The following is a 14,557-nucleotide window of genomic DNA, read 5'->3' on the forward strand; positions in this document are numbered from 1 at the left end:
ATGTTGACCGTTCCCCTTTGGCTTGAGCCCGTCGAGCGGCTGATGAATGCGGGCGGCGTGGTGCTGGTCGTGCTGGCCGTGGTGGCGCTGCTGGTATTTGGCATGGCCATTGAACGCTTCTGGTTCTATCGCATGACCTGGCGGCGAGCGCGCCGCCAGCTTGTCAATCGCTGGGCCAGGCGAGATGACCATCACAGCTGGAGCGCGCGCACGCTGCGCAACGTCTGGACGGAGGACCTCGTGGTCCGTTTGCGCCGTCCGCTGCCCTGGCTAAAGCTGCTGGTGGCGTTATGCCCGCTGTTTGGCCTGCTGGGTACCGTGACCGGCATGATCGGCGTCTTCGACAGCCTGTCGCTGAGTGATACCCATCAGGCCCGGGCAATGGCCGATGGCGTGGCACGGGCAACACTGCCGACGCTGACCGGCATGGCGATCGCCGTGGTCGGGCTTTTGTTTATCAGTCGTCTGGAACACATTATTCGACGCGAGGATCAGCGGTTGCACGACCGGATGGCGCGAGCAGTGGAGGAAAATGATGCGTAGACGACGTTCGATGGGAAGCGCTGACGAAAACACCGAGGTGAACCTCACGCCGATGCTGGACGTGGTGTTCATCATGCTGATTTTCTTTATTGTGACCACCAGCTTTATCAAGGAAAGCGGGATTGAGATCAACCGCCCGGAGTCGAGTGACGCCAGTCCCAGGCCCGATGCCCAGGTATTGGTCGCGATCTCGCCCGAAGGGGCGGTATGGGTGGATGGCCGCGCGATCGACGCCCACCGGGTGGGCGAAGAAGTTGCCGGCATGCTCAGCGAGGATGGCTCGGTGGTCATCCAGGCGGATCGCGAGTCGACCACCGGGCTGCTGATTGAAGTGATGGACCGTCTTGACCAGGCTGGTGTAGATCAGGTGGCGGTGGCGGCCAGCCGGAGCGGCCAATGATACGCCAGGCATTATCCATGGTGAGTGGTGGGATACTGGCGATTGGGCTGTTTTGGCTGTTGGCGCTGCTGGTCGCGCCGCCGGACGACCAGGTGGAACCACCAGAGCAGACGGTCTCGATGAACATGGTGGAAGCCCCCGAAGTCGCCCCGCAAGAAGAGGCACCACCCCCGCAGGCTGAACAGGCACCCACGCCTCCGCCACAGCCGATGCCGACACCCGAGCCGCCCCCGGTGGCCGACAGCACCATTGCCTTGCCGGAGATTGATCTCCCCGAACCGCCCGAAGAGCCGGTGGAGATGGAAAGTGAGTTGCCGGAATTGACCGAGGCGACGCCCGAGCCGGAACCTGAGCCGCAGCCAGAACCGGAGCCGACGCCTGAACCAACGCCGCAGCCCGATCCCGTTGCGCAGCCAAGTGAAGCCGATCCTTCCGACGCCGAGCGCGAGGCAGCGCCAGAAGCGCCGCAGGAAGTGTCGGATGAACCGGTCCATGTCGGTCAGGCCGCTCCGACCAGTCGGGTCAATCCGACGTACCCTGCTCGCGCCCAGCGTCGCGGCATGGAGGGCTTTGTTGAGGTATCGTTTACCATACGTCGTGACGGCAGCGTTGATGGTTCTTCGATTCGCATTACGGATGCCCAGCCACGCCGGGTATTTGACGATGCGGCCCGCGACGCGATTGCGCAGTGGCAGTTCGAGCCTAGTGATCGGTTGCGCAATGCGACCCAGCGGATCGAGTTTCAACTGCGTTAACGACTTTATTGAGGTATGACCATGCGTGTATGGGGGTGCATCTGTTTAATCGGTTTGTGGGCATCGCTTGCCCACGCCAGCCCGGCGCTTCCCGGCGATATCATTGACGACCTGAACCGCTTGCAGACGCAATTACGCGACGCGCAATACGCAAGCGTGGTCACCCAGGCCACCCAGCAAGCCACCCGTCTGCAAACGGGGAATGCGGCTGATCGCTGGGCCAGCGCACTGTATCAGCAGCTGGCCGCTAACGCCCTGGCGCGCCAGGGTCAGCCGGGTGATGCCGCAAATCGCTTGGCGCAAGCGCGCGAACTGGCTGCAGGTGAGCAAGCCCAGGCGGCCCGCTGGCTGCGCGAAGAGGCATCGTTGCGCCGCACGGCGGGGCAGACGACGCAGGCCAGCAACTTGCTTGCCGAGTGGCTCGAGTCCCAGGGCACCGCAGCCCCTGCCGCTGACATCTGGAAGCTGACCCGCTGGCTTGCCGACGCTCAGCGTTGGCGGGAAGCGGCGGATTGGCTTGAACGCAGCCTGAGCCGAACCGCTGAGCCTGATGCTACCCAGCGCAGATTGGCGCTGGTGATCTACCAGCGCACCCAGCAAACCGATCAGGCGCTTGACGTCTTGCTGGGCGGGCTTGATGAAGGCAGTGATGCGACTCACTGGCGCCAGGCCGCCGGGCTTGCTCAGCGGGCCGGTCACCCGGGTATCGCCGCGGCGCTGTGGGACACCGCCTGGCGACTGGGAAGGCTGGATGAGGACGAGGACCGCTGGCAGTTGATAAACCTGCACATGGCGGGGGGGACGCCCGCCAGAGCCGCCGAGTATCTTGAACAGTGGCTTGAAGCGGGCGACATCGTGCGGGATGAAACCACGCTGCGCCTGTTGGCTAACGCCTGGCATCAGGCCCGCGACAAGAGTCGGGCCCTTGATGCCTGGCAGGCATTAGCGACCCTCAGCAAAGAAGGCAGCGACTGGCGACAATATGGACAGCTCGCTTTTGCCTGGGGGCAGGATGAGCGTGCCGAAAAGGCGCTGTCCCGTGCCCAGTCGCTAGGCGATGACCAGGCGGCTGAATGGCTGGCGACGCTCGAGCAGTCACCGCGCCATTCACTATAAAGCAGACCGCGTGGGTTATTGGGCCGACGTCAGGCTAAGCGAGAAGTCGCTCCAGGTGGGGGCGTGATCAGAGGGCCGCTGCATACCGCGCAGTACATAGTCGATTCCCGCGGCGCTGATACACTCGGCCAGCGGCTGGGTAACCAGAATATAGTCGATGCGCAGCCCGCGTTTGGGTTCGCGGTCAAAGCCTTTTGAGCGATAATCGAACCAGCTGAACCACTCGGCATCGGTGGGGTGGCAAAGCCGGTAGCTGTCGCTCAATCCCCACGCCTTGATACCTTCCAGCCATTCACGCTCGATGGGCTGGAAGCTGGTTTTGCCTTCGCGGAGCCAGCGTTTGCGGTTGGCTTCGCCGATGCCGATATCCTGGTCCTCGGGTGAAATGTTAAAGTCCCCCATGACCGCAACGCGCTCGTCGGGTTGGTGCTGCTCGTCAAGCAGGCGCGCCAGCTGCTGGTAAAAGCGGGTCTTGTACGGGAACTTGGTGGGGTGGTTGATATTTTCCCCCTGGGGGAAATAGCCGTTCCACACGGTGACGGGCTGACCATCGTCGGCGAGGAGTTTGACGCCGATCATGCGCCGCTGGGCGTCTTCGTCATCGTCGGGGAAGCCGTAAAAGACCGCCTCAGGCTTGTGACGGCACAGCAACGCAACGCCGTAGTGGCCTTTTTGGCCGTAGTAGTAAACGTGATAGCCCATAGCCTCTACATCGGCGAGGGGGAACTCGCTATCCTGCACCTTGGTTTCTTGAAGGCCGATCACATCAGGCTTTTGCGACTCGATCAATGCCTGCAGTTGATGAAGTCGCGCGCGAATGCCGTTGATATTGAAAGAAACAAGGCGCATCACGAACGATCTCCCGGCGGGTTATCCGTATCCTTGTCGGGGTGAATGGCGATATCCTGCCCGCTCTGTTGGCGCGCCAGCTTGCGCACGGCCTGAAGTTTGCGTTGCTGCTGCTTTTTTGCCACAAAACGGCGTGATGATGTCACCTGATCAGGGTTATCATGACGCCACTTTTTATAATCTTTACGCCGACCGGTTTTGATGGTTACTTTATCCGCCAGCGAACGGGTCTTTTTCTTACGCGTCATATCGCGCTCCTTGGTTCGTTAATGGGCCTATTCTAGCAGTCTAGTCACCTCCTTCGACAGCAGGGCGCGCTCTTATCGCCAAGCCCTGTTACAATGCGCGCGTCAAGATGCCTAATATCCACAGCAATGGACAGATAGATAGCCTATGAGCGAGTCGGAACAGACCACAGCATCGGCCCAGAACCGTAAGCCTAAACGTCGTCGTCGGAAGCCGCGTCGTCGTCAGTCGAATTGGGATCTTCGCCAGTTTCAGGTGCCTGCCGTGGCCGGCAAATGGCGCTTTCATGACTTCGATCTGCCGCTGCCGTTAATGCGTGCGATTCATGCTCAAGGGTTTGAGTACTGCACGCCCATTCAGGCCGAGGCACTGCGTCATACGCTGCTGGGCGGCGATATTGTCGGCAAGGCACAGACCGGAACCGGAAAAACCGCTGCCTTCCTGATCTCGGCGCTGGCTTATTTTCTCGAAGAGCCAACCCCGGATGGGCAGAAGCCCGGCGCGCCGCGTGCGCTGATTATTGCGCCTACCCGTGAGCTGGCACTGCAGATCGAGAAGGACGCCAAAGCCCTTGCCCGCTTTACCAAGCTGAACGTGGCAAGCGTCGTCGGCGGCATGGATTATCAAAAGCAGCGCGATAGCCTGGGTAAAAAGATCGACCTGCTTGTCGCCACACCCGGCCGCCTGCTCGATTTTCACGAGAAGCGCGATATCGACCTTTCCGAGGTGGAAGTGCTGGTGCTGGATGAAGCCGATCGCATGTTATCGATGGGCTTTATTCCCGATGTGAAGCGAATCATCCGCTACACGCCCAAGAAAGAAGAGCGCCAGACCTTTCTGTTCTCGGCCACCTTCACCGACGATATTCTCAACCTGGCCAGCCAATGGACGCTGAACCCGGCCCACGTTGAGATCGAAGTGACCGTCGAGAATCAGGCCGATATCGACCAGCGGGTCTACATGGTCTCTGACGATGACAAGCAGCGTTTGTTGGTCAAGCTGCTGGAGCAGGAAAGCTTCGAGCGGGTAATGGTGTTCGGTAATCGCCGTGACCTGGTACGCCAGCTCGACAGTCTGCTCAAGAAAGCCGGTATCAGTGCCGCCATGCTGTCAGGCGATGTGCCGCAGAACCAGCGTATCAAGACCCTGGAAAGCTTCCGCGAAGGCGAGATCCAGGTGCTGGTGGCCACCGATGTCGCAGGGCGTGGCATTCATATCGAAGACGTCAGTCACGTGATCAACTACACGCTGCCGGAAGACCCGGAAGATTACGTTCACCGTATCGGGCGGACCGGTCGGGCAGGCGCAAAAGGCGTCTCCATCAGCTTTGTCGGCGAAGAGGATGCTTTTTCTCTGCCTGAGATCGAGCGCTATATCAACGACAAGCTGCCCTGCGAACATCCGCCGGAAGGTATGCTTTAAGCCGCATGCTCGATACTGCCCTTAAAAGCGAGATTCAGGACGCCTACCGTCGCGTGGTGGAAAACCTCGAGTTGACCCCGCGCTATGGGCAGCGGCTGATGATCGCTGAAATCGCCCGCACGCTGGGGGGCATCGAGTGTGACGACGAGGGCAAGCGCACAAGCGACAACCACGTTTGTGTGCTGGAGGCGGGGACTGGTACGGGCAAAACCCTGGCCTACCTGGTAGCCGCGCTGCCCATCGCCAAGGCTCGCGGCAAGCGATTGATCATTTCGACCGCCACTGTGGCGCTTCAGGAACAGGTGCTCAATCACGACCTGCCGTCCCTGGCCAATCACAGTGGTTTGGCGTTTCGCTATGCGTTGGCCAAGGGGCGTGGGCGCTATGTCTGCGTTGCGCGGCTGGACCAGGCGCTCGAAGGGGCGGAGCCAAACCCTACGCTTTCGCTGTTCGAGCAGTCACAGCAGTCGCAGAGCAGTGACCTTGGCGTGATTGCCAGCGATATGGCCGAAGCCTACGGTCAGGGTGAATGGGAGGGCGATCGGGATAACTGGCCCCATGCGATCGACGATGCCCACTGGCGTCGACTGACCGTCGATCACCGTCAGTGTACCGGACGCCGCTGCGGCCATTTTGGTGCCTGTGCGTTTTTCCGCTCCCGCCGGGAGCTGGAAAACGCCGATGTCATCGTGGCCAACCACGACCTGGTGCTGGCGGATCTGGCGCTGGGCGGCGGGGCCATCCTGCCGGACCCCGCCGACTGTATTTTCGTATTCGATGAAGGCCATCACCTGCCCGACAAGGCGCTGTCGCATTTTGCCCATCGCTTTGCCATCAATGGTTGCCTGCGCTGGTTGAAAACCCTCAAGAGCAGCTTGACGGACTTGAACCAGGGGCTGGCTGTCCAGCCAACCATCGCCCGGTTGCTTGCCGGTTTGCCCGAGCTTATTCATACCCTGGAACCCGCGTTGGGCGATGTGTTCAGTATGGGGCATCAATTGGCGGGTCGCGCCAATGGCCTGGCCGATGAAGAAATCACCCATCAGTCGCGGTTTGAAAAGGGGCAGATTCCTGATGCGCTGCGCGAGCAGGCCGAGCAGCTGTTAACCCTGTTTGCCACCTTGTCGCGCAGTCTTGAGAGCATCAGCGATGTGCTGCGTGAAAGCCTCGATCCGGACAAGCAGACCGGCCTGGACCGCGAGCAGGCGGAAACCTGGCTGCCGCTGGTGGCGCTGCTTCACGGACGGGCGTTGGATGCCCACTCACTGTGGCAAGCTTTCAGCGACCGTGACGCGTCCAATGCGCCGCCCAGCGCGCGCTGGATCACCCTGAGTCGGGTGGCTGGCGAGCCGGAAATCGAGTTTTCGGCAAGCCCGGTATCCGCCGCACACACATTGGCCAAGCACCTTTGGGGGCGCTGCCATGGCGCCGTGGTCACCTCGGCAACACTGACGGCGCTGGGTCGCTTCGAGCGGCTTCAGGAGCGGGCAGGGCTTGCCAATCGCTACCGCTATCAGGCGCTGCCCAGCCCGTTTGATTACGCCAATGCCGTGCTGAGCGTGCCCAAGGAAGCGACGGACCCCAGTGACCGTGACGCCCACGAAAAGGCGATCGTCGACTTTGTGACCCAACTGGCGGACCGCGAAGCGGCGCTGGTGCTGTTTTCATCAAGGGCGCAGCTGCGCGGGGTCGAGAAGGCGCTGAGTGAACCCGTCAGAGAGCGCGTGCTGGCTCAGGATGCATTGCCCAAGCGGGAGCTGATTGAGCGTCATCGCGCGGCGGTGGACAGCGGTAAGGGTAGTATTATTTTCGGACTGGCCAGTTTTGCCGAGGGCATCGATCTACCCGGTGATTACCTGACCCATGTGGTCATCACACGATTACCCTTTGCGGTGCCGGATGATCCCGTAGGGGCGACGCTTGCCGAGTGGATCGAAAGCCAGGGCGGCAACCCGTTCATGCGCATCAGCGTGCCGGATGCCTCGATCAAGCTGGTGCAGGCCTGCGGCCGACTGATCCGCAAGGAAAGCGACAAAGGCACGATCACGCTGTTGGATAAGCGCGTCATCACGCGACGCTACGGTCAGGCGCTACTGGATGCGCTACCCCCTTTCAGGCGTGAAATCGCCTCATGACATGACGCCCACCGCGTTCAACGCGGTGGGCGACAGGCAGGGTTACGACGGGCGGCGCTTGGCCAGAACCGGTGCCAGTTTGGCGTTCATCTGGGTAAAGGCATCGACGGTAGTTTGCCAATCGATGCAGGCATCGGTAATCGAAACGCCGTATTGCAGGTCTTTTAGATCGGCAGGGACTTTCTGATTGCCCCAGCCAATATTGGATTCCACCATCAGGCCGATGATGGACGTATTGCCATCCAATATCTGGTTGGTCACGTTTTCAAGGACCAGGGGCTGAAGTGCCGGGTCCTTGTTCGAGTTGGCGTGGGAGCAGTCGATCATGATATTGGCGGAAAGGTTGGCTTTTTTCAGCTCTTTCTCGGCCAGGGCCACGCTCACGCTATCGTAGTTGGGCTTGCCGTTGCCGCCGCGCAGTACCACGTGACCATAGCCGTTCCCGCGAGTACGGATGATGGCGACTTGTCCCGACTGGTTGATGCCCAAAAAGTTGTGCGGGCTGGCGACGGATTGCAGCGCATTGATCGCCACGTCCAGGCTGCCGTCGGTACCGTTCTTGAAGCCGACCGGTGAAGACAGGCCAGAGGCCATCTCGCGGTGGGTTTGCGACTCGGTGGTACGCGCGCCGATAGCGGACCAGCTGATGCAGTCCTGCAGGTACTGGGGGGAGATCGGGTCCAGGGCTTCGGTGGCCAGCGGCAAGCCGATCTCGGCAAGGTCGACCAGCAGCTTGCGGGCGATATGCAGGCCTTCGTCGATTTCGAACGAGTCGTTGATGTGCGGGTCGTTGATCAGGCCTTTCCAGCCGACGGTGGTGCGGGGTTTTTCAAAATACACCCGCATCACGATATACAGGCTGTTGCTGACCTCATCCGCCAGTTTGCGCAGGCGCTTGGCATAATCGAGGGCGGCATCGACATCGTGAATGGAGCAAGGGCCCACTACCATCAGCAAACGCGGATCGCTGCCGTCCAGAATGCGCTGGATGGTATGACGACCCTCTATCACGGTGCGCTCGGCAGCATCGGTAAGCGGCACATCCTGCTTGAGGGTTTCCGGGGTGGTAAGTACGTCCTGGGCAAGGACGTTAAGATTGTTGACCTGCTGATCTGACATTGTGCTACCTGTGCGTACGTGATGATCGATTAATGGCGCCTACTATCGCTTGTCAGCGCAGTAAAAATCAATTGTTGCGGAACTTGGCAAGGTAAATTGAAGTCAGCCGCTGGGTTTTGTTCAAGGGGTAAACGCTTGATGCGCCGTGCAGAACGCGTAACACTTAGCTATCAAAAGGCGATCACGTTACAGTGCCAATTCATGTCATTCGAATGATTAACCAATGCCCAAGGAACGTTATGTTGCTTGCTGTCAACACCCAGTGTATCGGGTTTAAAGGAAGAGTTACGCTCGGCGGTCACCGTCCGGGTGGGGGGAGCGTGTGAATGGGCACTCATGAAACAGATCAACAGCTCGTTGAACGTGCCCAAAAAGGCGATACACGCGCATTTGATCTGCTGGTAAAGAAATACCAGCATAAAATTATTGGCCTTATCGGGCGCTATGTCCATGACCATGCCGAAGTTCACGACGTTGCTCAAGAAGCCTTTATCAAGGCCTATCGGGCGCTGGGAAAGTTTCGCTCGGAAAGCGCCTTTTACACCTGGATGTATCGCATCGCGATCAACACGGCCAAAAATCATCTGGTGTCCCGTGGGCGGCGCCCACCCGGTAGCGATCTGGATATATCCGACGCCGAAATCGTCGACCAAAACGGCCGCCTGGCGGATGCCGAGTCGCCTGAAGCATCGATTGCCCGTGACCAGCTCGAAGCTGCGGTTTACGAGGCGATCGAAAAGCTGCCGGATGATTTGCGCACCGCGATTACGCTGCGTGAGCTCGACGGGCTGGCCTACGAAGATATCGCCCAGGTGATGCAGTGCCCGGTAGGGACGGTGCGTTCGCGCATTTTTCGTGCTCGCGAAGCCGTTGACGAACATATTCGCCCACTGGTGTCCACGGCACGGAACAGCCGCGATGATTAATGGTCAATGTGGGTAGATTAAACGCTAATGGCGAAAAATGACTGATCACCGTGAACTGTTTGGTGCCATCATCGTCAAAGCCATTACATTCCCAATGGGAAGCGACAGTGAAGCAGCCGGTGAATCAGCGTAAAAGCAACCTATTACGATGGCATCAGCGCTTCTTCTCAACAGTGTGAGGGTGTGAAGTATGAGTCAAAACACACGGGAATCACTTTCGGCATTAATGGATGGCGAAAGTGATGAGCTTGAATTGCGCCGAGTGTTGAAGGCACTACCGAACGATGATGATGCCGCTGATACCTGGCGACGCTACCATCTGGCGCGTAGCATGATGCGGCGCGAACGGGACGTGGATATGAGCGTTGACCTTTCCGCTGGTGTCATGGCGCGCCTGCAGGATGAACCCGCACCCACGTCGAAAGACGACTCGACGGTCACTCGTAGTGCTGGAAGCGTTTCCTTCGCGCGTGGCGCTGGCGTGGCAGCGGCGGTTTCGCTGATGGTGATTACCGGCGTTCAGTTCTTCGGCAACAGTGGCGTCACCGTCGATCAGAGCGGTAACGAAGGGGTGGCATCCAGCTCTGCGCCTGCTTCTAACCAGGTCCAGCCGGTCAATCTTGCCACGACACCGGCGGTTTCCGGTGGTCAGGCGGCGGGCGCTGGGCAAAACGAGATGCCCATGTTCGAGCAGACCCCTTTCCGCATGAATGCTCAAGTCTCGGGTAGCGGGCTGATGAATGTCAGTGAAGGCGGCTTTGCCGGTCCTGGTGCTCAGCAAGGCGTGTCGGCCCAGCAGGGGACTAACATCGACATCGAGCAGCTACGCATGCTGCAGTCTTACCTTGAGCAGCAAACCCAAAGTGCAACGGGTCATCAAGCCGATCAAGGATCGACATTGATGCGGTCCGCCGGTGTGACAGAGCCCTTGGGCCAACGCTGATCAGCAAGCCGTGCGGCGAACATGGAAAGTGATAAATGGACGTTGAAAAGAGCTTCTCTCTATTTCAACGTCCATTTTTTATGGATACGGTTCTGGCGAGCGCTCCTTGGGCGATGACTGTGTGGCGAGGTGTATGGAGAGGGCAGTGATGCCGATATCAGCGAGCAAGACATTTATTGAGCGCCAGGCACGCGTGGTGGGCTACCACGACAAGGGGATTGTCGTCGAAGTGAGAGCATCGGCTGGCTGCACTCAATGTGCGAAAGGCCAAGGCTGTGGGGCGGGGCTTCTCTCGCGTCCCCGCGCGTGGCAGTTGGAAATAGACCTGCCTTCATCTTCCCGCGGAGAGCCCTTGCCCCCCGTGGACAGCGAGGTAACGGTGGCAATGCAAAAAGCCTCGATAACACAGTTGACGGGGTTGATCTATGGGTTGCCGCTTTTGATGGGGTTGGTGGTCGCCGCCATCGGGAGTGTGGTGAGTGATTCGACCTGGCTTGCCCCAGGGCTTTTTTTTGGTGTCTTGATGTGTGGCATGGTCGGCCTTAAATATGTGTTAGGTCAGCGAGCAGAGTTTTTCCGCCCGCAATTGATCGACGCACCGTGATGGATGGCTCGCTGCGAGCTGTATTAACTTGGCATGGTAGTGTTTTTAAGTAGGAGTTCTTGCATGAAGCGCTTAATGGTTTCCTCCACGTTGTGGGTCTGCTTTGTCTTGTTGTTCGCTTTGGGGCAAAGCGCCCATGCCCAGGATCTGCCTGACTTTACCGATCTCGTTGAAGACGCCGCGCCCGGTGTGGTCAATATTTCCACTAGCCGCACGGTGCAGCGCGGCGGGCCATCCATTGACAATTTTGGCGGCCAGGAGATACCCGAGATATTTCGCCACTTCTTTGGCGATAATTTCGGTGATCGTTTCCCGTCACCTCCAGGTAGCGGTCGGGGGCGCACAGAAGAGCGTCAATCACTGGGCTCTGGCTTCATTATCAGTGAAGACGGCTACGTGATGACCAACGCCCACGTGGTGCAGGATGCCGATGAAATTCTGGTGCGTTTGAACGACCGCCGTGAACTGACCGCCGAGCTTATAGGCAGTGATCCGCAGACCGATGTGGCGCTTTTGAAAGTGGAAGCAAGCGACTTGCCCACGTTACAGCTCGGCGATTCCGACGCGCTTCGCGTTGGTGAGTGGGTGGCGGCGATAGGCTCGCCTTTCGGGTTCGACCATTCGGTGACCGCCGGCATTATCAGCGCGATCAACCGCACGCTTCCGCGGGATGCCTATGTGCCGTTCATTCAAACCGATGTGGCGATCAACCCCGGTAATTCCGGTGGCCCGCTGTTCAATCTCGATGGCGAAGTCATCGGTATCAACTCGCAGATATTCACGCGTAGCGGCGGGTTCATGGGCGTTTCCTTCGCCATCCCGATCAACGTCGCGATGGATGTGGCCGACCAGCTTCGTGAAGATGGGTACGTCAACCGTGGCTGGTTGGGGGTGATGATACAGCCCGTATCCCGTGACCTGGCCGAATCATTTGGCATGGAAGAGGCCGAGGGCGCACTCATCGCTGACCTTGACCCCGAAGGGCCAGCGGCAAAAGGCGGGCTTCAGGCAGGCGATGTGATTCTCGAGGTCAACGGCGAAACCGTAGACCGCTCGAGCACTCTGCCGCGTCTGATTGGCCGTGTCGCGCCGGGCAATGAAGTGGATCTGTTGCTGATGCGCGATGGGGAAGAGCGCAGCGAGTCGGTCGAGCTGGGTAGCTGGCCCAATGCTGAACAAGCGGCTGTTACGTCGTCGTCCAACGATAGTCAGGTACGCCTGGGGGTTTCGGTGGCCGAAATTGACCAGGAAACCCGTGAGCAACTTAACCTGCAAGGCGGCGTCGTCGTCCGCGAAGTAGCGCCCGATAGCGTGGCAGCGCGCGCCGGTCTACGCGCGGGTGATGTGCTGGTGAGCCTGGACCATCGCAGTTTGACCTCGCCTGAAGAGCTGCGTCGCATTGTGGAGGACCTGCCCACCGACCGAGCGATTCCGCTACGCCTCTATCGCGATGGACGCTCGCTCTTCGTGGCGCTGCGCTTTGAGTAACTGATTCACCCCTCTATAACGGCAGTCCGTTTTCACTTGGCGGACTGTCGTTTTTTTTGCTCTTTTTTTTGCACATAGCACCGGGACCGTCGTAACGGTACAATGGCGTCAAATTTCTACTGCGTATACCACAGCAAGATTGTTAACCGTACATGGTTGCGTACATATACCGGATAAAAACGGCCAATGACCCAAGAAACAGTTAGCAAAATCAAGCACATCAGAAACTTCTCGATCATCGCGCATATTGATCACGGCAAATCCACCCTATCAGACCGGTTGATTCAAACCTGTGGTGGTTTAACCGAGCGCGAATTGAAAGAACAAGTGCTTGACTCGATGGATATCGAACGCGAGCGTGGCATTACCATCAAGGCTCAGTCGGTCACCCTGGACTACACCGCGTCGGACGGGCAGGTCTACCAGCTCAACTTTATCGATACGCCCGGCCACGTCGACTTTTCTTATGAAGTGTCTCGCTCGCTTTACGCCTGCGAGGGCGCGCTGCTGGTTGTCGATGCCGCTCAGGGGGTGGAAGCCCAATCGGTTGCCAACTGCTACACCGCCGTTGAACAGGGGCTGGAAGTCCTGCCGGTGCTGAATAAAATCGACTTGCCCCAGGCCGACCCCGACCGGGTGGCTCAGGAAGTCGAGGAAATCATCGGCATCGATGCGACCGATGCCTGTCAGGTGTCCGCTAAAAGCGGGCTTGGCATCGATGAGCTGTTAGAACGTCTGGTACGCGATATACCGCCCCCCAAAGGCGACCCTGACGCCCCCTTGCAGGCGCTGATTATCGACTCGTGGTTCGATAACTACCTTGGGGTTGTGTCCTTGGTCCGGCTTTTTGACGGCACGCTGCGCAAAGGCGACAAGATCCGCATCAATTCCACAAATAGGGATTGGAATACCACTGAAGTGGGCATTTTTACGCCGCTGCGCAAGCAGACCGATATTCTGCGTGCTGGTGAAGTGGGCTTTATCGTAGCGGGTATCAAAGACATTCACGGTGCTCCTGTGGGTGATACCATCACGCATACCAAAACACCGGATGTGCCCAGGCTGCCAGGCTTTAAAAAGGTCAAGCCGCAGGTGTATGCCGGTATATTCACCGTCAATTCCGATGACTATGAAGATTTTCGCGATGCCTTGGAAAAGCTGGCACTTAACGATGCGTCGCTCGAATACGAACCGGAAAATTCAGACGCACTCGGTTTCGGTTTCCGGGTGGGTTTTCTTGGCACCCTCCACATGGAGATCATCCAAGAGCGCCTGGAACGTGAATACGATCTGGACCTGCTGACCACCGCCCCCACGGTGGTCTACGAGCTGTCCATGAAAAATGGCGATCTCCTTTACGTATCGAACCCCTCCAAGCTGCCCGACATGGCCGACGTCGAGCAGATGCGCGAACCCGTTGTGCGGGCAAGCATTCTGGTACCCCAGGAGTTTGTCGGGAATGTGATTTCCGAGTGTGAACTGCGCCGCGGCACCCAGCTGGACATGCAGTTTCTCGGCAACCAGATCCAATTGACCTACGAATTACCGATGTCTGAAGTCGTGATGGACTTTTTTGATCGGTTGAAGTCTATTTCACGTGGTTACGCGTCGCTTGAATATAATTTTGAGCGTTTTGAAATGGCCCATCTGGCCCGCCTGGACGTGCTGATTAACGGTGATAAAGTGGACGCCCTCGCGGTGATTATTCACCGCGATCACGCCCACTCCCGTGGTCGACTGCTGGTGGAAAAAATGAAAGAGCTGATTCCCCGGCAAATGTATGACGTGGCGATTCAGGCCGCTATCGGCGGGCAGGTCGTGGCGCGCTCTACTGTCAAAGCACTGCGCAAAAACGTGACGGCAAAATGTTACGGCGGTGATGTCAGCCGTAAGAAAAAGCTGCTGGAAAAACAGAAAGCGGGTAAGAAACGCATGAAGCAGGTCGGTCGGGTGGAGATCCCCCAGGAAGCCTTCCTTGCTGTACTCAAGGTTAACGACTAAGGAAGACGTC

14 protein-coding genes are annotated in these 14,557 nt (G+C 58.7%); 11 read left to right on the top strand and 3 right to left on the bottom strand.

All coding sequences use genetic code 11. The features are described 5' to 3' along the window. Genes NH395_RS01370 through NH395_RS01385 form a run of 4 tightly spaced genes read left to right on the top strand, consistent with a single transcriptional unit; the run spans position 1 to position 2,814 of the window. Complete coding sequence (locus NH395_RS01370) at positions 1-543, top strand: MotA/TolQ/ExbB proton channel family protein (protein WP_092825198.1); 543 nt, start codon at positions 1-3, stop codon at positions 541-543. Further along, on the top strand, positions 536-943 hold the full coding sequence (locus tag NH395_RS01375; RefSeq protein WP_253021862.1) for a biopolymer transporter ExbD: 408 nt from the start codon (positions 536-538) through the stop codon (positions 941-943). The genes NH395_RS01370 and NH395_RS01375 overlap by 8 nt, the downstream gene beginning before the upstream one ends. Next, the gene (locus tag NH395_RS01380) at positions 940-1,698 is read left to right on the top strand and encodes an energy transducer TonB (RefSeq protein ID WP_253021863.1); all 759 of its coding nucleotides are present in this window, start codon (positions 940-942) and stop codon (positions 1,696-1,698) included. The genes NH395_RS01375 and NH395_RS01380 overlap by 4 nt, the downstream gene beginning before the upstream one ends. 21 nt (positions 1,699-1,719) lie before the next feature. Beyond that, positions 1,720-2,814, top strand: coding sequence for a hypothetical protein (locus tag NH395_RS01385; protein ID WP_253021865.1), 1,095 nt, complete (start codon positions 1,720-1,722; stop codon positions 2,812-2,814). 15 nt (positions 2,815-2,829) lie between these two features. On the opposite strand, the gene xthA is transcribed toward NH395_RS01385, so the two are convergent. Both xthA and NH395_RS01395 read right to left on the bottom strand, forming a co-directional pair. Next, positions 2,830-3,663, bottom strand: coding sequence for an exodeoxyribonuclease III (xthA, locus tag NH395_RS01390; RefSeq protein WP_253022412.1), 834 nt, complete (start codon positions 3,661-3,663; stop codon positions 2,830-2,832). Next, a complete protein-coding gene (locus NH395_RS01395; protein WP_066319991.1) occupies positions 3,663-3,911 on the bottom strand; it encodes a hypothetical protein in 249 nt (82 codons plus the stop codon). The genes xthA and NH395_RS01395 overlap by 1 nt, the downstream gene beginning before the upstream one ends. 145 nt (positions 3,912-4,056) lie before the next feature. Here NH395_RS01395 and rhlB point away from each other — a divergent pair, with 145 nt between their 5' ends. Next, positions 4,057-5,331: an ATP-dependent RNA helicase RhlB gene (rhlB, locus tag NH395_RS01400; RefSeq protein ID WP_066319994.1), complete on the top strand. Its 1,275-nt coding sequence runs from the start codon at positions 4,057-4,059 to the stop codon at positions 5,329-5,331. A gap of 5 nt (positions 5,332-5,336) precedes the next feature. Further along, positions 5,337-7,466: an ATP-dependent DNA helicase DinG gene (gene dinG, locus NH395_RS01405; protein ID WP_253021867.1), complete on the top strand. Its 2,130-nt coding sequence runs from the start codon at positions 5,337-5,339 to the stop codon at positions 7,464-7,466. A gap of 42 nt (positions 7,467-7,508) precedes the next feature. Here dinG and NH395_RS01410 read toward each other — a convergent pair whose 3' ends face one another. After that, entirely contained in the window at positions 7,509-8,585 is a 1,077-nt protein-coding gene (locus NH395_RS01410) for a 3-deoxy-7-phosphoheptulonate synthase (protein WP_253021869.1), read from the bottom strand. Between the two features lie 326 nt (positions 8,586-8,911). Between NH395_RS01410 and rpoE the strand changes: the two genes are divergently transcribed. From rpoE to lepA, 5 genes are all read left to right on the top strand, one after another. Continuing rightward, positions 8,912-9,511, top strand: a complete 600-nt coding sequence (gene rpoE / locus NH395_RS01415) for an RNA polymerase sigma factor RpoE (protein WP_253021871.1) — start codon at positions 8,912-8,914, stop codon at positions 9,509-9,511. Positions 9,512-9,701: 190 nt separating this feature from the next. Then, the gene (locus NH395_RS01420; protein WP_253021873.1) at positions 9,702-10,454 is read left to right on the top strand and encodes a sigma-E factor negative regulatory protein; all 753 of its coding nucleotides are present in this window, start codon (positions 9,702-9,704) and stop codon (positions 10,452-10,454) included. A 148-nt stretch (positions 10,455-10,602) separates the two neighbouring features. Continuing rightward, on the top strand, positions 10,603-11,058 hold the full coding sequence (locus NH395_RS01425; protein ID WP_253021875.1) for a SoxR reducing system RseC family protein: 456 nt from the start codon (positions 10,603-10,605) through the stop codon (positions 11,056-11,058). A 63-nt stretch (positions 11,059-11,121) separates the two neighbouring features. Beyond that, positions 11,122-12,546 carry a DegQ family serine endoprotease gene (locus tag NH395_RS01430; RefSeq protein WP_253021877.1) on the top strand — a complete coding sequence of 475 codons (1,425 nt, stop codon included), beginning with the start codon at positions 11,122-11,124 and terminating at the stop codon, positions 12,544-12,546. Between the two features lie 186 nt (positions 12,547-12,732). Continuing rightward, entirely contained in the window at positions 12,733-14,547 is a 1,815-nt protein-coding gene (gene lepA / locus NH395_RS01435) for a translation elongation factor 4 (RefSeq protein ID WP_066320015.1), read from the top strand. Positions 14,548-14,557 lie beyond the last annotated feature (10 nt).

It is taken from the genome of Halomonas sp. Mc5H-6, from assembly GCF_024124705.1.
Lineage (GTDB): Bacteria > Pseudomonadota > Gammaproteobacteria > Pseudomonadales > Halomonadaceae > Vreelandella > Vreelandella subterranea.